This window comes from Streptomyces tatrensis, from assembly GCF_049310065.1.
Taxonomy (GTDB): domain Bacteria; phylum Actinomycetota; class Actinomycetes; order Streptomycetales; family Streptomycetaceae; genus Streptomyces.
Genome location: NZ_JBMDLB010000011.1, coordinates 1,669,741 through 1,688,010, shown reverse-complemented (window position 1 = coordinate 1,688,010; position 18,270 = coordinate 1,669,741). Strand labels below are relative to the sequence as shown.

The window sequence follows — 18,270 nt, the reverse complement described above, 5'->3', positions numbered from 1 at the left end:
GCGTCATCACCAAAGATCGTCAGCCTGCTGACGCGGGGGGCAGCGGAAGGGGCAGCGGAGGCCGCACATCCCACTCCTGGAAGGTCAACCGGGTCTCCGCCCGTGGGACTTCGCGGCGGAGTTCGCTGGGCAGCTGCGCCAGGTGCGGTTCGCCACCGGCGGGGTCCTGCGCCCGCCGGCAGCGCACCTGCTGCTACGAGGGCTCTCGACGCTCCCCGTACGGGTCCGGGCGGCCTCCGCGAGCGCCGGCCGTCGAGGAGCGGGCCGGTGCGGCCGTGCAGGTCACTGCCGGCCGCGGGGCAGGCCGCGGGATTCGCCCGGGAGCTCGTACGGCAGTCGGGAGCTGACCGGGGTCGCGTCCAGCCGGGCCGTGATCACCAGGGTGCCCTCCTCGATCTGGTAGTCGAGGGGGAGGCCGAGACCGCGCATGGCGGCGACCATGCCGGTGTTCTGGGCCTGGGTGACGGCGTACACGCTGTCGCATCCGGCCTCGACGGCCATCCCGATCAGCCGGCCCAGCAGCTCGGAGCCGATGCCGCGGCGCTGCCAGTCGTCCTCGATGAGCAGCGCCACCTCGGTCTCGTCGCCGTCCCAGAGCAGGTGGCCGAGGGCGACGAGCTTGCCGGAGGCGGTGGTCGCGGCGAGGGTGCGGCCGAAGCGCGGGCTCAGCAGGTGGCCGAGGTAGCGGTCGGCGTCGGCGACGGGGCCGTGGTAGCGCAGGCCGAGGGTGCGCTCCGAGCAGCGGTCGTGCATGGCGCGGGCCGCGGGCAGGTCGGAGCCGTCGGCGCGGCGGACGGTGATCTCGTTGCCCTCGGGGAGGGTTAGTACGTCCCGGCTGCGCGGCACCCGCGGTCCGAGCCGGGCGTCCAGCTCGACGAGCGCGCGGGCGCGGGCGAACTCGGTCGGGGTGAAGGGCAGGTAGGGCCGCTCGATGGTGATCGCACCGCCGGACGGGTCGCGCAGCTTCATGACCGTGGCCTCCAGGACGCCTTCGACGGGCGCGTCGGCGCCGGCGTTGGGGCGCCCGGAGAGGGTGGTCGCCGGGATCGAGTGGATGGTGCAGCGGCCGAGCAGCTGGCGCAGGGCGAGCGGCAGCTCGGCGGCGTCCAGTGCGGTACGGGTGGCCAGCCCCAGGACGCGGGTCGGGGTGTCGACCAGGTCGTGCGCGTCGGCGCGCTCGATCCAGGTGCTGTGGCCGCCGGCGCCGGAGATGGCCCGGGTGAGGTCCGCGGAGGGCAGCTGCTGCGGGGCGCGCAGCAGGAACTCGTCCACCGTGCCGCCCTCGGGGAGCGGGTGCGTCTGCAGGGTCAGGATGTCGACCCCGCACCGGGCGAGCGCGGTGCAGAGCGCGGCGAGGCTGCCGGGCTCGTCGCGCACGGTCGTCCGCATCCGCCACAGGGCGGAGGCCGGCGCCGTGTCCGTACCGTCGTCGGCACCGTCCGCACCGTCCGCCGCCAGGGCCGACGCCGTTCCCGTGGCCGGGTCCGAGGGCGCGGTGTCCGTGGGCGGCGGCGCATGGCTGTGGCGGCGTTCCCACCAGGTGTGGAACGCCGCCGTGACCAGGAGCGCGACGGCCGAGGCCACCAGCAGGACCGGGCCGCGCGGACCGTGCACCACGAGATTGGCGATGGCGTCGGCGACCGCGACGGCGCAGAAGAGAGCGGCGAGCTCGACGACGTCGCGGCGCCAGTGGTGGCGGTGGGGACGCTGGGCAGGGGCAGAAATACGCTCAGTCATGCAGACCACTGTGACGCAGGGGTGTTGCGTGATCACGAACGATCTGTGACCGACTGGTTAAGGATCCATCTGGCCGATTTCGCCCTGTTTTCCGGCTGATTTCAGATCCGGCGTGTCGGCGGGCGGCCTTCGGCGGCTCCTGTCTGCTGATCCACTTGCTGACCCCGCTTGCCGGCCGCTCACTGACCCGCTCACTGACCCGCTTGCTGCCGCCGCCCGTTGAGCCGCCTACTGCCCCACCCGTCCGGGCTGCAGGGTCCGGGTGAAGAGTACGCCGCCTCCCTGGCGGCGCAGCCGGACGGTGAGCTCGCCGCCGTCACCGTCGATCTCGACCTCCCCGTAGTACGGGGGGTTCTCGGACGGGGACATGTTGGCGAAGGGCGCGGACTGGACGTACGCCATCTCCGGGCCGAAGGTGGCGTCCAGCCGGCCGGAGGGGAAGCCGCCCGCGCCGATGGGGCCGGAGACGAACTCCCAGAAGGGCGCGAAGTCGGTGAAGGCGGCCCGCTCGGGCGCGTAGTGGTTCGCGGCCGTGTAGTGCACGTCGGCGGTGAGCCAGAGGGTGCCGGTGATGCGCTGGTGCTTGATGTGGCGCAGCAGCTCCGCGATCTGCAGTTCGCGACCGAGCGGTGCGCCGGGGTCGCCCTGGGCGACGGCCTCGAAGTTCGCGGCCCCGTCGGCCACCACGATGCCCAGCGGCATGTCGGCGGCGATGACCTTCCAGGTGGCGCGGGAGCGCGACAGCTCGCGCTTGATCCAGGCCAGCTGCTCGGGGCCGAGGATGCCGATGGGGTCGTCGGTCTGGCGGCCGGGGGAGTTCGCGTCGCGGTAGGTGCGCATGTCGAGGACGAACACGTCGAGCAGCGGGCCGTAGCGCATCACCCGGTACATCCGGCCCTCGGTGCGGCCGCCCCGCAGGTCGGTGACGGGGAAGTACTCGCCGAAGGCCCGGCGGGCCCGGCCCGCGAGGGTGTCGACGTCCTTCACGGTGTAGCGGGGGTCGTCGAGGATCTGGCCGGGGTACCAGTTGTTGCGGACCTCGTGGTCGTCCCACTGGGCGAGGACCGGCACCTGGGCGTTGAAATCGCGCAGGTTGCCGTCGAGCAGGTTGTAGCGGAAGTTGCCCCGGAACTCGGCGAGGGTCTCGGCGACCTTCGCCTTTTCCTCGGTGGTCACGTTGTGCCACAGGGTTCCGTCGCGCAGCGGTACGGAAGCCTGGATCGGCCCGTCGGCGTAGATGGTGTCCCCGCTGAAGAGGAAGAAGTCGGGGTCCCGCAGGCGCATCTCGTCGAAGACGCGGTAGCCCCCGAGTTCCGGGTTGATGCCCCAGCCCTGGCCGGCGAGGTCTCCGGACCACAGGAAGCGCACGTCGCGGCGGCGGGAGGCGGGGGTGGTCCGGAAGGTGCCGTGGACCGGCTCGCCGGTGCGGCGCGGATCGTCGGGGTCGGCGAGGAGCACCCGGTAGTGGATCTGCTGCCCGGGAGGGAGCTCGCGCAGGGTGGTGGTGCCCGTGAAGTCGGTGTCCGGGCCGAGCAGCGGGCCGCGGTGGCGGCGGACGGCATAGCGGAACGACTCGCTGGGCGAGGTCTCGACGTACATCCACGCGGGACGGTCCGAACGCGTCCAGATGGTGGCCGAGTGGGCGGTGATCTCGCCGGACTGGACACCCCAGAAGGCGTTCGGGCGGCCCGAACGGGCGAAGGCGGGCGCCGCCGCGTGGGCGGGAGTGGTCAGGGCGCCCGTCAGGGCGCTGGACAGGGCGAGGCCCACCGGAACGGCGAGGGAACCGCCGAGCAGGGAGCGTCGGGTGTGCGGCAGAGGTGCCATCGGTGCGTCTCCAGAGGCCGGCGGGGACGGGCCGGACCAGTGTGCCGCCGTACACCGGCGGCACACCGGACCGCCCGCGTCGCGCACGCGAACCATGCGTGAACACTGATGCGGATGGCTGACGCCCCGTCAATCCCTCATCGGGCGAGCTTTGTTGTGTCCAGGATGACGCGGGCGACCAGGGCCGGGTCGTCGTTCATGGGGACGTGGCCGCAGCCGGGGAGCCGGACGAGGCGGGCACCGGGGATGGTGTGCTTCGCGCGGACGCCCTGGCGGCGCAGGAGCAGCCGGTCACGACTGCCCCAGGCGATGGTGACGGGCAGGCCCGGCAGATCCGCGGTGAACCGTACGGAGCCGCCCGCGGCCAGCGTCTGCTCGAAGCCGGAGGCGTCGCGCAGGGCGAGGGTCTCGGCGACCACGGCGCCGGGCGAACGCCGTCCCGGGCGTGCGTAGATGCTGCCGGTGAGCGCGGCGCGTCCGGCGGTGCTGCGGGCGAGCCGTTCCACGGCGGAGCGGGGCAGCGCCCCGGCGCCGACGCGCATCGCGCGCAGCGCGGTGAAGGCGTAGCGGCGCTCCCCCTCCGACCAGAACCCGGCGGGGGAGAGGGCGGTGACCGAGCGCGCCAGGCCGGCGCGCCCCATCTCCAGGGCGAGCAGACCGCCGAGGGAGTTGCCCGCGACGTGCGGCCGCTCTATGCCGAGCGCCGTGCAGAGCGCGCTCAGTGCCGACGCGACGGTGCCCAGATCGTACGGAACCCCGTGCGGCAGCGGCTCCGAGACGCCGAAGCCGGGCAGGTCGACGGCGATCACGTCGTACTCGGCGGCCAGGACGTCGGTCACCGGATGCCAGGCCTGAAGGTGGTGGCCGATGCCGTGCAGCAGCAGGAGCGGCTCGCCCGCACCCTTGCGCTCGTAGGCGACGGTGGTGGTGCGGGGGCCCAGCGGCGAATCGATCGTGAAGGAGACCGTGGCGGTCATGCTGCTCCTCGTCGGGGGTCGGGCGGCTTCGGCGGCCGTGTGAGACGGCTTGTCAGTAGTGTCTCCCGGCCGGTTACCGCCCGGTAGCCCCTGGGGGCGGGACTTCGGATTTCGCGGCGGTTCTCGCGGCGGCTCCCGCGGCGGCTCCCGCGGTGGATCCGGCGGCGGCTCCGGCGGCGCCCTTCGAGGCCCCTTCTGTGGCGCCTTCCGAGGTGCCTTCCGAGGTGGCTTCCGAGGTGGCTGTCGGGGGGTGCTTCGGGGTGGCTTCCGTGACGCCTTCCGCGCACTTTCCGCGGTGCTCGCGAACATCCCGTGAACAGCTTGATGCATATGCCCGATCTGCCCGACAAAGGGATGAGCATTGGTCTTGACCAAGGGGGTGCGCCGTCCTATCGTCGCAGGCATAGTGCAGGAACCTTTAATAAACAAAGGCGCGGAACTCCCGCTGGAACACGGCGAGTGCGGCGATAGCAGGAGGAGTCAGGGTGGGGACCACGCAGCTCGAAACGGTGCCGGAGCCGAAGTACTTGCACCTCAAGACCGTCCTCAGTGAGGCGCTCGACCAGGACTTCGCCGTGGGCGAGGTCCTGCCGAACGAGCGCGAGCTCGCCGCCCGCTTCGGTGTCGCCCGGGCGACCCTGCGCCAGGCCCTGGAGCAGCTCGAGCTCGAAGGCCGCCTCCAGCGCCGCCGCGGCGTCGGCACCACCGTCGCCCCGCCGCGCGTGGGCGTCGACGTCGGCAGTGCGCAGCACAGCTGGCCCGGCGAGAGCGTCGACGGGTGGGAGCCGGTGGACGCGGCGGAGGCCGCGCCGGGCCCCGCCGTCCTGAAGCTCCTCGGGACCGCCCCCGGCGAGCTGGTGCTCGCGGTGCGCCGGACCCGCGTCGAGCAGGGCCAGGTCCTCGCCGCCGAGCTGCTGTACGTGCCGGCCTCCTCGGTGCCGGGGCTCTCCGCGATCGACGCCCCGGCCGGTCCGGCGCGCGCCCGCGCCGTCATGCGCGAGCTGCAGAAGCTGGTCCTCGACGGCCAGGACCGCTCCGTGGAGCTCGGCTCCGCCCGCGCCGACGACGCGAAGGAACTGGACCGCCTGCCCGGCGCCCCGGTCCTGCTCGTCACCACCCGCTACTTCACGGTGGCGGGCACGGCGGCCGTCTCGGTGGCCACCTACCGGGCGGACACCTGCCGGCTGACCTTCGGCGACACGGGTGACGTGCAGATCACCCACGACACGCGGGTCGCGTCCTGACCACTTGCTGACCGCTTGATGACCGGGGCGGCCACGAGGTGGTGGCCCCGGCCGGTGGACGCAAGGCGCGCGAGCAGACTTGTGGCCGTTTTCAGCCTGTCCGGCGTTTGAGGACCGGGTCCGGGCGGAGCCCGGGGAACGGGGAAGGGCGGGTAGGGGATCTCGCCCCGCAGGGCCCCACCGACACCGAACCGCAGCCTTGACCGGCCCCGGCCCCGGCCCCGGCCGCTGAGCGGCGGCGTGTGCGCGGGTCGGCAGCCTGGAGGAACCGGGGCACGCGTTCGCAGCCCAGAGGAAACGGCGGCGGCGCGGACCCGCCCCCGTACCGGCCCCGGAGGGGGTCAGCGGCGGGCGGTGACCGTCTTCTCCACCGCGAACAGTTCCTCTTCCACGTGGTCCAGCGCCAGCCGCAGCGCACCCGTGGCCACCGCCGCCTCGCCCAGCAGGGACAGCGCCACGCGCGGCGGGCGCAGGCAGTACCGCTCCAGTTCCCGGCGCAGGGGATCCAGTACCCCGTCCAGCCCGGCCGCCCAGCCACCGACCACGACCAGCTCCGGATCCATCGCCAGGACCAGCGCGGCCACGTCGTGGACCAGGCGCTGGATGAACCGCTCCACCGCCGCCACCGACCCCACGTCCCCGCGCTTGGCCATCGCGAAGACCTCCGCCACCGCGCGCTCGTCCAGCGGGTGCAGCGGTTCGCCGTTGGTCGAGAGCAGCTTCTCGGGCGTGACCTCGCGCCCCAGCAGGTGCAGTGCGCCGATCTCCCCGGCCGCCCCGCCGAATCCGCGGTGCAGCCGGCCCCCGATCAGGGAGCCCGCCCCGGGGCTGAGGCCGGCCATCACGAAGACCATGTCGTCGGTGTCGGTCGCGGCGCCCTTCCAGTGCTCGGCGACCGCTGCGGCGTTGGCGTCGTTCTCCACCTGCACCGGGCAGCGGAACGAGCGCCGGAGCCGTTCCCCGAGCGGCAGCCCGGTCCAGCCGGGCAGGGCCGTGCCGAGACGGACGGTGCCGTCGGCCTCCACGATCCCGGGGCTGCCCACGCCGACCGCCCGCAGGGAATCCCGCGGTACCCCGGCACGGCGCAGCAGGTCGGCCACCGCACCGCGGACCCGCTCGAGCCGTTCGTCGGCGGAGGCCGTCTCGGCGACCTCCTTGGTGCCGGCGCCGATCACCCGGCCGTCCAGCCCGGACAGCAGCACTGCGATGCGGTGCGCGCCGATCTCCACGCCGAGCAGGTGCCCCGCCTCCGCGCGGAAGCGGAACCGTCTGGCCGGGCGTCCCTGGCGCCGTGCGCCCTCCTCCGCGCCCGCCTCGACGACGAGGCCCGTCCCGATGAGCCCTTCGACGACTCCCTCGACGGTGGGCCGCGAGAGTCCGGTGACCCGGGTGAGGTCAGTGAGCGTCGGCGCTTCGGCCGCGCGCAGGGCCCGCAGCACCACGGCGGAGTTGATCCGCCGCAGCAGTGAGGGGTCCCCGCCGGTCAGCTGCCCCAACGTGTGTCCTCCCAGCGAGCGAGCTTGTCAGGCGGATCGTACTGCGCACCGGGCGCGGCGGCGAGAAGCAGCCCCCCATCGGCCGGAATCAGCCCTTCCCCAGACCGCCCGGCCGGGCGGTCACGCGGGAGCGACGAACCCGGACTCGTACGCGGTGATCACGGCCTGGGTCCGGTCCCGTGCCCCCAGTTTCGCCAGGATCGCGCTGACGTGCGACTTCACCGTCTCCGTGCCGACGATCAGCTCGCGGGCGATCTCGATGTTGGTCAGCCCCTTCGCCATCAGCCGGAGCACGGCCTCCTCGCGCTCGGTCAGTGCCGCCCGCTCCAGTACCGTCCGCGCGGAGCGGTTCCCGTACTCGGCGGCCAGCGAGCGGACCGCCGCCGGGAAGAGCAGCGTCTCGCCCTCCGCCACCAGACGGACCGCGTGCACGATCTCCGACGGGCGTGCCCGCTTCAGCAGGAACCCGTCCGCGCCGGCCCGCAGCGCCTGGTAGACGTACTCGTCGTTCTCGAAGGTGGTGACCACGAGGATCTTCGGCGGCGAGTCCACGCTCCGCAAGACCGCCCGGGTCGCCTCGATCCCGTCGAGCAGCGGCATCCGCACGTCCATCGCCACGACGTCGGGGCGCAGTTGCCGCACCAGCGGGACCACCGCGGCGCCGTCGGCGGCCTCGCCGATCACCTCGATGTCGGGCTGGGCGTCCAGGACGGCGCGCAGACCCGCGCGCACCAGGGGTTCGTCGTCGACGAGCAGTACGGTAACCGGCATCCGGTCAGCGTATTCGCTCCAGCGGCAGCCGCGTGCGCACCCTCCAACCCCCCTTGTACAGCCCGGTCTCGGTCTCCCCGCCCAGCAGCGCGGCCCGCTCCCGCATCCCGCGCAGTCCGGTACCGCCGCCGGTCATGACGGAGGGCCGGTCCGGCAGCGGATTGGTCACCTCCAGGTCCAGCCGGTCGGCGACCATGCCGATCCGCACCCGCACCGGTACGGGACCGCAGTGCCGCAGCACGTTCGTCAGCGCCTCCTGCAGGATCCGGTACCCCTCCTGACTCACCGAGTCGGGCAACTGGTCGAGCGGGCCGACCAGCTGCGCGTCGACGGTGGCTCCGGAGGCACGCGCCGACTCGAAGAGCCGGTCGGCCTCCACCAGGGTGGGCCGCTGGGACGTCCGCTGGCCGGACTCCCGCAGGACGCGCAGCACCCGGTCCAGGTCCTCCAGCGCGGCCCGGCCCGTCTCCTCGATCGCGCTCAGCGCGCGGTCCGTGAACTCCGGATCGCCCGCCGCCCGTGCGGCCCCCGCCTGGACGACGGCCACGGTCAGCGCGTGGCCGATGGAGTCGTGGAGCTCCCGCGCGATGCGGGTGCGCTCCAGCAGCTGCTCGGTCCGCACCTCCAGCGCGGTGAGCCGCTCCGCCGCCGAAGGCCCCAGCAGCCGGCGGGCGATGGCCGTGATCATGTCGCCGAGCAGCACCACGACGACGATCAGGAGGACCGGCGGCAGCGGAGCCAGCGCCCAAGCCGCCCAGACCGGGAATCCGGCGGGTATCACGTTCTCGGAGGTGACCCTGCTGCCGAGTCCCGCCGTGACCAGCTGGACCGTCAGCATCGGCAGCCACACCGTGGCCATCATCGCGACCATGGAGACGACGAGCCGTATCTCCAGCCACAGCAAGGTCCGCCAGCGGTCGCTCCACGTCTGCGACCCGACCGTGCTGAAGCTGTGCTCCTCGGGCTCCGCCCGCGTGCCCCGGGCATTGCGCTCGGACGGAGCGAGGAGGAACTGCGCCTGGAGCCCCTCGGCCACCCGCATCCAGGGCAGCAGCCCCATCGGTATGACGAGGACGAGCGGCATCCACGGGGCCTCGGGCTCGATGAACATCCATACGGCCAGCATCAGTACGGGCACGCACAGATGCACCCAGCGCGAGTAGGTCACGGGGCGCAGCGCGGCGCGGAACAGTCGGTGCATCCCCTCATCGTTGCAGTTCGGGGCGGTGTGGCTCCTCCCCCACGTGGGGGAGAGGGAATCCCCGCATGGGGGAGGAAGAGGCGTGGGGCCGGCGGCGAACCTTGAGACATGAACAGCATCGAGATCCGAGAACTGACCAAGGAGTTCGGCCGTACCCGGGCCGTGGACCACCTCACCTTCGATGTCATGCCCGGTCGCGTCACCGGTTTCCTCGGACCCAACGGGGCCGGGAAGTCCACCACGATGAGGCTCCTGCTGGGCCTGGACCGGATCACCTCCGGGACGGCCACCATCGGGGGCCGGCGGTTCACCGAACTCCCCGATCCCCTCCACCGGGTGGGCGCCCTGCTGGACGCGCAGTCGGCGCACGGCGGCCGCACGGCCCGGGACCACCTGCGCTTCCTCGCCGCGGCCAACCGCATCCCGATGAGCCGGGTGGAGGCGGTCCTGGAGCAGTCGGGGATAGCCTCGGCGGCCAAGCGGCGGATCAAGACCTTCTCGCTGGGCATGCGTCAGCGTCTCGGCATAGCGGCCGCGCTGCTCGGCGACCCCGAAGTGCTGCTCCTGGACGAGCCCACCAACGGGCTCGACCCCGAGGGCATCATCTGGATCCGGGAGCTCATGCGCGGTCTGGCCGCCGAGGGGCGCACGGTCCTCGTCTCCAGCCACCTGATGACCGAGACCGCCGCCCTCGCCGATCACCTGATCGTCCTCGGGCGGGGAAGGCTGCTGGCCGACACCTCCATAGAGGAGTTCATCGACGCCCGCAGCACCCCGAGGGTGCGGCTGCGCACCACGGACCCCGTCCGGCTCCGCGCCACCCTGGCCAGGGACGACTTCGAACTGGTCACGGCCGAGGGCGGCCGGTGGACCGTGGACGGCATGCAGGCCGAGCAACTCGGCGTCATCGCCGCCCGCGAAGGCATTCCGATGCTGGAACTGATCGACGAGCGGGCCTCCCTGGAGCAGGCCTACCTCGACCTCACCGCGGGCAGCGCCCAGTTCGCCGCCACCAGCTGACCCACCCCTTTCAAGGAGGCTTCCCCATGAGCACCGCTCTGCCCACCATCCCCGTCCTGCACTCGGAATGGATCAAGATACGGTCCCTGCGCGGTCCCTTCGGGGCGCTGATGGCGATCTTCGCCGCCACGGTGGGCATACAGGTACTGACGGCCTCTCTGATCGGCACGGCAGAGGAAGGCAGCATGGGGGAGGACCCTCTCCTCGCGGCCTTCTACGGCCTCAACTTCGGCCAGATAGCCGCCTTCGCCTTCGGCGCGACCGCGCTCTCCTCGGAGTTCTACAACAGCGCCCTGCGGACGTCGTTGACCGCGGTGCCGAACCGTGCGCGGCTCTACCTGTCGAAGATGGCCATGGTGGGAGGGCTCGCCTTCCTGGTCGGCCAGCTCACCGCAGTGGCCACCTTCCTTGGCGGGCAGGCCTTCATGGGGCCGTACACCCTGGAACTGGGCAGCCCGGGCACCATCCGCGCCATCTTCGGCTGCGGTGTGTACCTCTCCCTGATGGCCCTGTTGGCGGCCGGACTGACGGCGGTGCTGCGCAGTGCCTCGGCCGTCCTGAGCCTGCTCATACCCTTCGTGCTGATCCTGTCGTTCGTCCTCGGCCAGGCTTCCGAGGGCGTCGCCGGGTACCTGCCGGACCGTGCCGGTCAGATGATGATGAGGCTGGACACCTCGGTGGGCCTCGCTCCCTGGGCCGGTCTCGGGGTACTTGCCCTGTGGACACTGGTCGCGGTGACCGGCGGATGGGTGTCGGTGCGGCGGCGGGACGCCTGACGCCGGACCGGCCGACCGGGCCCCGCCTCCGGCGGGGTCAGTGGCCGGTCAGGAGGCCGGGAAGATCGCGCATGTCGTCGAAGACGACGGTCCCGGGGCCTTCGAGCCGCTCGGCGGGGGTCAGCCCGCCGGCGTAGCCGAAGGCCCGCATCCCGGCGGCGCGGGCCGCCTGGACGCCGGGCCGGCTGTCCTCGACCACCGCGCAAGCGGCGGGATCCACACCCATCCGCTGTGCGGCGTACAGGAAGAGGTCCGGGGCGGGCTTGCCGCGGGCGACCTCGGTGGCGCTGTGGATGCGGCCCGCGAAGCGTTCGTAGAGGCTGGTGCGGCCGAGGGTGTGGCGCATCTTCTCGTGCGAGCCGCTGGAAGCGACACACGTCGGCAGGGCGATCGCGTCGAGCGCCTCCGGCAGCCCCTCGACGGGGGACAGCCCGTGGTCCACCGCCTCCCGGTGGCGCTCCTCGAACAGGTCCCACCAGAGGGCGGCCGTCCCCGGACCGAGCCGTTCGGTGACCTGCTCGCGGATGGAGACGGAGGAGCGCCCGATGAACCGCTCGACGACCTCGGCCTCGGTGAGGGGCCAGCCGAGCTCCGCTCCCAGGGCGACCTGTACGCGGGCGGCTATCCGTTCGCTGTCGACGAGAACCCCGTCACAGTCGAATATCACGAGCTCTACGGGCTTGATGATCATCCCCGGAGAATAGACGGCTCTCCGGACCGGCAGTGCGGGCGTTCTAGGCGCCGGTGTCGGCCGGCCCCGGGTGCTCGGCGGCCGCGCGGAGGCGGGCGTACTCCTGGGCCATGGAGGCGGCGGTCCAGCGGGCGTTGAGGCCGCTGGGGTTGGGAAGGGCCCAGACGCGGGTGGCGCCGATGGTGCGCTCCTGGGGGCCGATCTGGACCTTTCGTTCGCCGAACGGTTGACGTAGAAACTAGCATGTGATGCATGGACAACCCCAAAGCTGTGCCACCACAGCGAACGCGCGTTACCCTGCGCGCCGTTGGAGCCATTCGACTCAGCAAGTTCACCGACGCGTCGACGTCCCCTGAAGTTCAAGAGGAGATGATCACTAACATCTGCGACCGCATCGGCGGATCGTTTGTGGGGTGGGCACGTGACACGGACGTGTCAGCTCTGAAGACCACGCCGTGGGAGCGAGCCGAACTGGCGCCGTGGCTGAACTCGCCGGAACTTTGGGATGTCATGATCTGGCAGCGCCTCGACCGCGCAGTCCGATCGATGGCAGACATGGCGGACCTCGGTAGGTTTGCCAAGCAGCACAAGAAGCGGCTGATCTTCGCTGCCGGTCCCGGCGGGGACATGATGGAGCTGGACTTCAGCTCGTCCATGTCGGAGCTGATTCTCCTCATCTTGGCCTTCGCTGCACAGCTCGAAGGTCAGACGATCATGGAGCGCAACCAGGGTGCGGCTGCGCACCTCCGGTCTATCGGCCGATACTCGGGAGGAAGCATCCCGTACGGCTATCAGCTCGTCCGCAAGGTCTTCAGTGACGGGCGTGAGGGATGGTGGCTCGGACTGCACGAGGAGACGGCAGTTATTCGACGTGCAGCCATTGCGCGGACAATCGCGGGTCACGGCGCAACGAAAATTCTACGGTGGCTGGTTGAGTCGGAGGCCATCACTCCGAAGAACCATCAGGCGCGCTTGGTGGTGCCGCCCAGGGAGCTTGATCAGGAAGACACCTGGAAGCTCACGACGGTGTACGACATGCTGCGGTCACCTATCGTCCGAGGGCATCAAGTTCGACGCGACGGCAGCACCCCACGCAATCCTGACGGATCCCCGGTCATCCACGCCGAGCCGATGATCGACGACGAGACGTGGTACCGGCTCGAAGGCGCCCTGAAGGAGTTGGCGGTGCCAAGCGTGTACCCCCGGCGCAAGGACGGTCACGAACTGCTCTCTGTGCTCATCTGCGGCACGTGCGAACGGAACATGTACGCGGCGTGGAACTCCTTCAGCGGTGTGCGCAAAGGCACCTTCCGATGCCACGGGAGCGAGCACGAAGAGAACCAGCCTGCGAGCAGCATCCTGCGGTCGGCGGCCCTGGAGTATGTGGAGGAGCAATTCACCACGCACTTGGGTCCGTTCCGGCGGACGCAGGTAGTACGGACAGCCGGCGTCGACCACACGGCCGAGATTGCCGAGCTGGAGGAAGATCTTGAGGAGCTGTCTGGCCGACTCGTGCGCCTTCGCGGAGCTGCCGCCGACGTCGTAGAGAGGCAAGTTCAGGGCATCTCTGACCGTCTGGAGCCCTTGAAGGCGCGCCCGGTCATCCCGCCAAGGGAAGAGCTAGTAGAGCTCGACACCACGTGGGGTGAGGCGTGGAACCAGACGGAGGACTGGAGCGCACGCCGTCAGATGCTCATCGACCTAGGGGTGAAGGTGCGCGTCAATCCTGGCAACCGGTGGACGCCGAGGGACGACCGCTTGTCGTTCGCTGTGGGTACTCACGTGGACCCGGAGCAGGACGCGCTTGACGACGCCGCCTATCAGGCGTCGCTCTAGATAACGACTAGGTAACGGTATCGAGCGCGTCGGGAGTCCATCCGGCGCGCTTTATCGTGTCTCGGGGCGTCGATTTGCGCACCGCTCGTCGCCAGCATCCTCCCCCGCCAGGCTTCCCGAACGGACGGTCGGGTGCTGTGAGTTACGAACGGCACCCTGTCGTGGCGCAGCGTAACCAATAGTGCTGTTTCAGCGTCGAAAGTGTGCGACCAGGTGTCATTTCTACTTTTCCCTTAACGCGTTTAGAAGAAATGGAAAAAGGGGTTCAGTAGCGCACTTCACGCACCGCGGCCCGCTACGGGGCGGAGGAGGGGCCCGGCTCCAAACTGATGACGTCCCCCCATAACCAAAGTAGAGGGAAGAACTGGCGACCGTCGCGACTGGCGGACGGTCCGCTTTCCTCCGACAACCGGTGCCGCTCCTGTGCTCCCCGAACTCTCCTCCGGGTAGATGTGCGGTAGAGCGGCGTCGGTCTGTCCCAAGACTTCCCGCCCCGTGTGAGTCCTCGTATGCGTCGGAGCGGGAGGAGCGCGACGGCTCACCCGCCCTACGGGGCCACTGAGTCGCGAGGTAAGGCCGTATGGCTTCCCGGGGTATACCGGGCACCGTGCGGCAGGCTGCGAAGCACAAGGGATGTGCGCCCACCCAAACGTGGGAAGCGATCGGGTTCGAGTCCCGGCACAGCCGCTGTGTGCGTCAGGGGCCGGCGGCTCAGAATCCGGGCGAGGACGCTGTGAGCGAGCATCCAGCGAACCCACCGGATGCAATCAGTTCTCGCGCAGCCTCAAGCGTTCGCGGTCGACCACGGCCGTGGCAGGTTGTCGTCAGCCCACCGACGTCGGATTTGTAGTACTCGATCACACCGCCGTGGTGGCTGCACGCGCCTTGGCGGCCGATCCACATCGACGACGTGCCGTCCGCGCATCCAGAACCGGAGTAGCGCCACTCAATTGGCGTGGTGGATCTTGTGGGGGTGGGGGCGGGAGGCGCGTAGGACGGTGAGGAGTCGTCATCGTCTCTGTTGGCCTCCGCCCAGATGATGAGGACGATTCCCGCGATGCAGACGACAACATAGAACGCTGCGAAGGTCAGCCGCAGCACGGCTATGAATATTCGCCACACGCGAAGCCACATGACTTCCCCTTGACTGGTAGACCCCGGGACGTAGCTCAGAGGTAGAGCACCCGCTTTGGGGGCGGGTGGCCGCGCGTTCGATCCGCGCCGTCCCGACACAGGCACCACTTAACGGGGCGCCCGGTCGTCCCACGACGACGAGGACCCGAGTATGACCCACGAACTCAGACCCGAAGACTTCAGGGCCGTGCCAGGCAAGGACGCCACGGAGGCGTTTCGCGCTCTCTTCGCAGAGGTCAACCGCCGGCTGAAGCCCGATGCTGGCGGAGGCGTTCCCGTCTCGACGGTGAGCGTGCTCCTGACGTCGACCTACACCGTCTCCGGCACGATCATGGAGGCGGCTCCAGGGCGCGCGCAGGGGCTGACGATCCGCGGCATAGGCAAGCGAGCGAGCGAGATCGTGATGACCGGCCCCGAGCCGCTCCTGATCAACTCCGATCGCTGGATGGGTGTGCGCATCCGTGACGTAAGCTTCCGCTCGACGAATCCGCGGGCCTCGTTCCTCCGCAGTCTAAGCACAGGCGGGGCGCAGGATTGGTCGTTCAACAACGTCGAATGGCGCGGCGTCTGGCGCTACGGCATCGGCCTAGACGGTCCGGTCGCATCGAACTGCAATTCCGAGTGGGACTTCGACGGCTGCCACGTCAACGGCAGCTATGACGTTGCGTTCCTCTGGAGTGGGATGACGCCGGCCATCGCGAGTCAGGATCAGTTCCTGAACTTCTGGTTCCGGGCGTGCAAGATTGAATATGAGCACGGTGACTTCCTCCGCTTCGACAAGGGAGGCTTCGTCACCGTCGACGGCGGCTCGTTCATCATCAAGGGCAAGCGCCCTGACGGCGGGACGTCGCGGTTCTTCCACCTGCCGACGGCTGGCCACTACGACAGTGTTCAGCACCTGCACGTGCGAGGCGTTCGCTTCGAGTTGCGGAACGCGGCGTCGCAGGTGATCAAGAGCCTGTGGGGAGGCGGACACATCGTCTTCGACGGATGCTCGGACGCGGCCCTTGGCTTTCAGTCGCACAGCCCCGGACTCGTGGCTCACGAGTACACAAACCCCGCGGGCGTGAGCTACAGAAGCTGCGATCTCGTCGGCCGTCACGCGTACCACCTGACGGTGCCGAGCGCACGTCAGAGGGTCGTCTACGACGCTTGCACGCGCAAGAACAACCGGACGGAAGGAGGCATTCCTCCTCGTCGACGGAGCGAAGGCTCTAGCAGCCCCTGCGATCGTCCACGTGAACGACGGGGACGGAATCAAGTAACCCAACCCCTGGAGTCCTCATGGCCCGTGCTGTCCTTCCCATCGTCACGCCAACTCGTGCCAGCGTCGCCCTTGTTCCGACCGCTGGTGACACCGTCAACGGGCACTCAGTGGTCAACTCGGGCCGCCTGGTGCTCATCGTGGAGAACAGCGGCGTCACTACGCGCACGGTGACGTTCAACGTCGCACGCAAGGTGGACGGCCTTTCCGTCACGCCCCGAACGGAGACGCTGACCGCGAGCGCGAAGGAAGTCTTCGGCCCCTTCGACCCACAGGAGTACGGCGGGAAGCTCCTCGTCGAGGTGGATCACGCGGATCTGAAGCTCACGGCCATCGTGCTCTGACGCTGCTCAGATCCGGGCACGGAAGACGAGCAGCCACGACGTGTTGACGCCGACGGCGCTCTTGCCGACAAAAGAGTCCGGCTCCATGCGATCCAATACCCAACCGATCGCCTCGACCCGCTCAATGGCGTCCGCCACGTCAGACATGTCGTTAGACGGTGTTTGCGGGAGCTGAAGGCGGTAGGCGAAGACGCGATGTCCGCGCTTCATGCGGGCCTCTGCGGACAGGCCTATGTCCGCAGCTATGACGGCGTCTCGAAATCCCATGGCTGCACAGTAGAGGAGGTGGGCGCATGGCGTGGGACGGATCCACACGCAGGGCCCGCCTGCCAAAGGACTGGCCTCGCATCCGGCGCCGCATCATCCGGCGTGACGGAGGCGTGTGTGTGGCCCGCTATAGCGATGGCCGGCGCTGTGAACTGCCTGGTACAGACGTGGACCACATAGCCCCTGGCGATGACACAGGGACGCGAACCTACAGCTCCTGTGCCCTTGGCGCCACAGCCACAAGAGCGCCACTGAGGGCGGTACAGCAGCGGCCCTCACGAGGGTGAGCATGCAGCGCCCACGCTCCACACACCCAGCCCTGGAGGACGGATGAGCGGTGCTCATGTGGTGCTGACGGAGGAGCAAGACACGGGTGAAGACGGCGTTCTAGTCACGCACGTGAGCGTCAACGGCATCGACGTCGGACGGCTTGCGCGTGCTCCTGTGGTGCGTGTTGCGGGTAAGGGCGAAGGCAAGATCACCACGGTAACGCTGACCCTGATCCCGAGCCGCCTGGAGATCCGCGGCGAGCTTGCTGACGGTGACCGTCGTGCGCCTCGCGCTGGCTTCACCGCCGAGATTGACTAGCTCTGAGCTCTTTGATTTCAAGATCCTTCGACGTGATCCATGCCAGGAGGTAACCCCCAAGCCGATCATGTGGAGACCGTAAGGTGCTGGTCCTCGCTGTCTGTACGGGTCTGGAGGGTGCCGCCAAGGCGTCCGCAGGAGCCCGCTGGAGCGCCGACCAGCCGCCGACTGGAGTGCTTTGACCCCCGATTCGGGAGGCGAGCGTACAACGATCCAGCACGGTCAAGATTCGCATCTGTGCAGGTCAGCGCATTGAAAGTGTGACACGCCGCATGTATCCTGGAGCCGTGACCCGAACCTGTGAACACTGCGCCGGCCCGCTTGCCGTCATGGCTCGGGCTCACGCGCGCACGTGCTCGCCCCGGTGTCGGAAGGCGCTTTCGCGCGCGAAGCAGACCACTTTCCCGGTTGAGCTGACGACCTGCGACAGGTGGGTTCGGCGCTCCGCGGGCAAGGTCCCGCTGACGGTCGACGGCATGTCGGTTTCGTCGACGAACTCGCGCACCTGGAGCACGTACAAGGGCGCCGCCACTTCGGAGGCTGGCGTCGGTCTGGGGTTCGTCCTGAGCGACGAGGACGACATCGTGTGCATCGACCTGGACCACTGTTTGAACCCGCTTACGGGCCGCCTGGCGCCGTGGGCTGCTGCCATCGTTCGCGACGCGGGCGCCACCTACGTAGAGGTGTCCCCGTCCGGCGATGGACTGCACATCTGGGGCCGCGCGGACGTGCGACAGGGACGCCGTATCCGACGCCCCGACGGTACGGCCGTGGAGATCTACGGGACCGGCCGCTACATCGCGATGACGGGGCGCCGACATGGCAACGCCCCGTCGATCCTCGCGGACGTCTCAACCCTCGTCACATGCTTCGTGACGAGCTGAGTAGGAAGGGGGATTAACCTTCCTTCCCCTTGCGGAGCTCATCCCTAAGCGCACGCAGTGAGCGAACCGCCAGCGTGGCCTTCCTGCTGAGTGGGGGAATCTGCTCCAGCGCATGCCTGACGACGAGCTGAGTGCCTCCAATGGCACTGATACAGATTGCAACCCAACCGACGGTTTCCACCGAGTCCCTCACCCTTCTTGGGCGGCCGGACC

The 18,270-nt window shown here is 69.8% G+C and carries 16 protein-coding genes, 1 tRNA gene and 2 pseudogenes; 10 read left to right on the top strand and 9 right to left on the bottom strand.

The genetic code is table 11. The features are described 5' to 3' along the window. Positions 1-118 precede the first annotated feature (118 nt). Positions 119-247 (top strand): annotated as a pseudogene (locus tag ACODT5_RS23320) (PLP-dependent transferase); the annotation flags it as partial. 35 nt (positions 248-282) lie between these two features. Here the strand turns inward: ACODT5_RS23320 and ACODT5_RS23315 are convergent. From ACODT5_RS23315 to ACODT5_RS23305, 3 genes are all read right to left on the bottom strand, one after another. Then, positions 283-1,737 carry a GNAT family N-acetyltransferase gene (locus ACODT5_RS23315; protein ID WP_422521244.1) on the bottom strand — a complete coding sequence of 485 codons (1,455 nt, stop codon included), beginning with the start codon at positions 1,735-1,737 and terminating at the stop codon, positions 283-285. Between the two features lie 228 nt (positions 1,738-1,965). Beyond that, the gene (locus ACODT5_RS23310; protein WP_422521243.1) at positions 1,966-3,564 is read right to left on the bottom strand and encodes an alkaline phosphatase D family protein; all 1,599 of its coding nucleotides are present in this window, start codon (positions 3,562-3,564) and stop codon (positions 1,966-1,968) included. 137 nt (positions 3,565-3,701) lie between these two features. Beyond that, on the bottom strand, positions 3,702-4,541 hold the full coding sequence (locus ACODT5_RS23305) for an alpha/beta fold hydrolase (RefSeq protein ID WP_422521242.1): 840 nt from the start codon (positions 4,539-4,541) through the stop codon (positions 3,702-3,704). 485 nt (positions 4,542-5,026) lie between these two features. Here ACODT5_RS23305 and ACODT5_RS23300 point away from each other — a divergent pair, with 485 nt between their 5' ends. Continuing rightward, positions 5,027-5,785 carry a GntR family transcriptional regulator gene (locus ACODT5_RS23300; protein WP_422521241.1) on the top strand — a complete coding sequence of 253 codons (759 nt, stop codon included), beginning with the start codon at positions 5,027-5,029 and terminating at the stop codon, positions 5,783-5,785. A 341-nt stretch (positions 5,786-6,126) separates the two neighbouring features. On the opposite strand, the gene ACODT5_RS23295 is transcribed toward ACODT5_RS23300, so the two are convergent. The 3 genes from ACODT5_RS23295 to ACODT5_RS23285 all read right to left on the bottom strand — a co-directional run bounded on the left by ACODT5_RS23295 (position 6,127) and on the right by ACODT5_RS23285 (position 9,253). Continuing rightward, positions 6,127-7,281, bottom strand: a complete 1,155-nt coding sequence (locus ACODT5_RS23295) for an ROK family transcriptional regulator (RefSeq protein WP_422521240.1) — start codon at positions 7,279-7,281, stop codon at positions 6,127-6,129. 120 nt (positions 7,282-7,401) lie between these two features. Beyond that, positions 7,402-8,052 carry a response regulator gene (locus tag ACODT5_RS23290; RefSeq protein ID WP_243339633.1) on the bottom strand — a complete coding sequence of 217 codons (651 nt, stop codon included), beginning with the start codon at positions 8,050-8,052 and terminating at the stop codon, positions 7,402-7,404. Between the two features lie 4 nt (positions 8,053-8,056). Continuing rightward, positions 8,057-9,253 (bottom strand): sensor histidine kinase, encoded by a 1,197-nt coding sequence (locus ACODT5_RS23285; RefSeq protein WP_422521239.1) that lies wholly within the window; start codon positions 9,251-9,253, stop codon positions 8,057-8,059. Between the two features lie 108 nt (positions 9,254-9,361). Between ACODT5_RS23285 and ACODT5_RS23280 the strand changes: the two genes are divergently transcribed. Both ACODT5_RS23280 and ACODT5_RS23275 read left to right on the top strand, forming a co-directional pair. Continuing rightward, a complete protein-coding gene (locus ACODT5_RS23280) occupies positions 9,362-10,273 on the top strand; it encodes an ABC transporter ATP-binding protein (protein WP_422521238.1) in 912 nt (303 codons plus the stop codon). A gap of 26 nt (positions 10,274-10,299) precedes the next feature. Further along, on the top strand, positions 10,300-11,049 hold the full coding sequence (locus ACODT5_RS23275; protein ID WP_422521237.1) for an ABC transporter permease: 750 nt from the start codon (positions 10,300-10,302) through the stop codon (positions 11,047-11,049). A gap of 37 nt (positions 11,050-11,086) precedes the next feature. Here the strand turns inward: ACODT5_RS23275 and ACODT5_RS23270 are convergent, their stop codons facing one another. Continuing rightward, positions 11,087-11,737, bottom strand: coding sequence for an HAD family hydrolase (locus ACODT5_RS23270; protein WP_422525008.1), 651 nt, complete (start codon positions 11,735-11,737; stop codon positions 11,087-11,089). Positions 11,738-11,783: 46 nt separating this feature from the next. Further along, positions 11,784-11,972 (bottom strand): annotated as a pseudogene (locus ACODT5_RS23265) (mismatch-specific DNA-glycosylase); the annotation flags it as partial. A gap of 20 nt (positions 11,973-11,992) precedes the next feature. On the opposite strand from ACODT5_RS23265, the gene ACODT5_RS23260 reads away from it, so the two are divergent. From ACODT5_RS23260 to ACODT5_RS23245, 4 genes are all read left to right on the top strand, one after another. Beyond that, positions 11,993-13,576 carry a recombinase family protein gene (locus ACODT5_RS23260; protein WP_422521236.1) on the top strand — a complete coding sequence of 528 codons (1,584 nt, stop codon included), beginning with the start codon at positions 11,993-11,995 and terminating at the stop codon, positions 13,574-13,576. 1,158 nt (positions 13,577-14,734) lie between these two features. Then, a tRNA-Pro gene (locus ACODT5_RS23255) sits at positions 14,735-14,806 on the top strand. Between the two features lie 55 nt (positions 14,807-14,861). Next, positions 14,862-16,148, top strand: coding sequence for a hypothetical protein (locus ACODT5_RS23250; RefSeq protein ID WP_422521235.1), 1,287 nt, complete (start codon positions 14,862-14,864; stop codon positions 16,146-16,148). Continuing rightward, on the top strand, positions 16,145-16,318 hold the full coding sequence (locus tag ACODT5_RS23245; RefSeq protein WP_422521234.1) for a hypothetical protein: 174 nt from the start codon (positions 16,145-16,147) through the stop codon (positions 16,316-16,318). Before ACODT5_RS23250 ends, ACODT5_RS23245 begins: the two co-directional genes overlap by 4 nt. A gap of 6 nt (positions 16,319-16,324) precedes the next feature. Here the strand turns inward: ACODT5_RS23245 and ACODT5_RS23240 are convergent, their stop codons facing one another. Then, the gene (locus ACODT5_RS23240) at positions 16,325-16,585 is read right to left on the bottom strand and encodes a hypothetical protein (RefSeq protein ID WP_422521233.1); all 261 of its coding nucleotides are present in this window, start codon (positions 16,583-16,585) and stop codon (positions 16,325-16,327) included. 330 nt (positions 16,586-16,915) lie between these two features. Here ACODT5_RS23240 and ACODT5_RS23235 point away from each other — a divergent pair, with 330 nt between their 5' ends. Together ACODT5_RS23235 and ACODT5_RS23230 are read left to right on the top strand one after the other, a co-directional pair. Further along, the gene (locus tag ACODT5_RS23235; protein WP_422521232.1) at positions 16,916-17,173 is read left to right on the top strand and encodes a hypothetical protein; all 258 of its coding nucleotides are present in this window, start codon (positions 16,916-16,918) and stop codon (positions 17,171-17,173) included. A gap of 476 nt (positions 17,174-17,649) precedes the next feature. After that, on the top strand, positions 17,650-18,057 hold the full coding sequence (locus ACODT5_RS23230) for a hypothetical protein (RefSeq protein WP_422521231.1): 408 nt from the start codon (positions 17,650-17,652) through the stop codon (positions 18,055-18,057). Positions 18,058-18,270 lie beyond the last annotated feature (213 nt).

Bases quoted from the DNA above. Each gene is read 5' to 3' on its own strand.
- ACODT5_RS23240 (WP_422521233.1), bottom strand. From the start codon at position 16,585: ATGGGATTTCGAGACGCCGTCATAGCTGCGGACATAGGCCTGTCCGCA.
- ACODT5_RS23315 (WP_422521244.1), bottom strand. From the start codon at position 1,737: ATGACTGAGCGTATTTCTGCCCCTGCCCAGCGTCCCCACCGCCACCAC.
- ACODT5_RS23230 (WP_422521231.1), top strand. From the start codon at position 17,650: ATGTCGGTTTCGTCGACGAACTCGCGCACCTGGAGCACGTACAAGGGC.
- ACODT5_RS23235 (WP_422521232.1), top strand. From the start codon at position 16,916: ATGAGCGGTGCTCATGTGGTGCTGACGGAGGAGCAAGACACGGGTGAA.
- ACODT5_RS23290 (WP_243339633.1), bottom strand. From the start codon at position 8,052: ATGCCGGTTACCGTACTGCTCGTCGACGACGAACCCCTGGTGCGCGCG.
- ACODT5_RS23305 (WP_422521242.1), bottom strand. From the start codon at position 4,541: ATGACCGCCACGGTCTCCTTCACGATCGATTCGCCGCTGGGCCCCCGC.
- ACODT5_RS23250 (WP_422521235.1), top strand. From the start codon at position 14,862: ATGACCCACGAACTCAGACCCGAAGACTTCAGGGCCGTGCCAGGCAAG.
- ACODT5_RS23285 (WP_422521239.1), bottom strand. From the start codon at position 9,253: ATGCACCGACTGTTCCGCGCCGCGCTGCGCCCCGTGACCTACTCGCGC.
- ACODT5_RS23260 (WP_422521236.1), top strand. From the start codon at position 11,993: ATGGACAACCCCAAAGCTGTGCCACCACAGCGAACGCGCGTTACCCTG.
- ACODT5_RS23280 (WP_422521238.1), top strand. From the start codon at position 9,362: ATGAACAGCATCGAGATCCGAGAACTGACCAAGGAGTTCGGCCGTACC.
- ACODT5_RS23275 (WP_422521237.1), top strand. From the start codon at position 10,300: ATGAGCACCGCTCTGCCCACCATCCCCGTCCTGCACTCGGAATGGATC.
- ACODT5_RS23310 (WP_422521243.1), bottom strand. From the start codon at position 3,564: ATGGCACCTCTGCCGCACACCCGACGCTCCCTGCTCGGCGGTTCCCTC.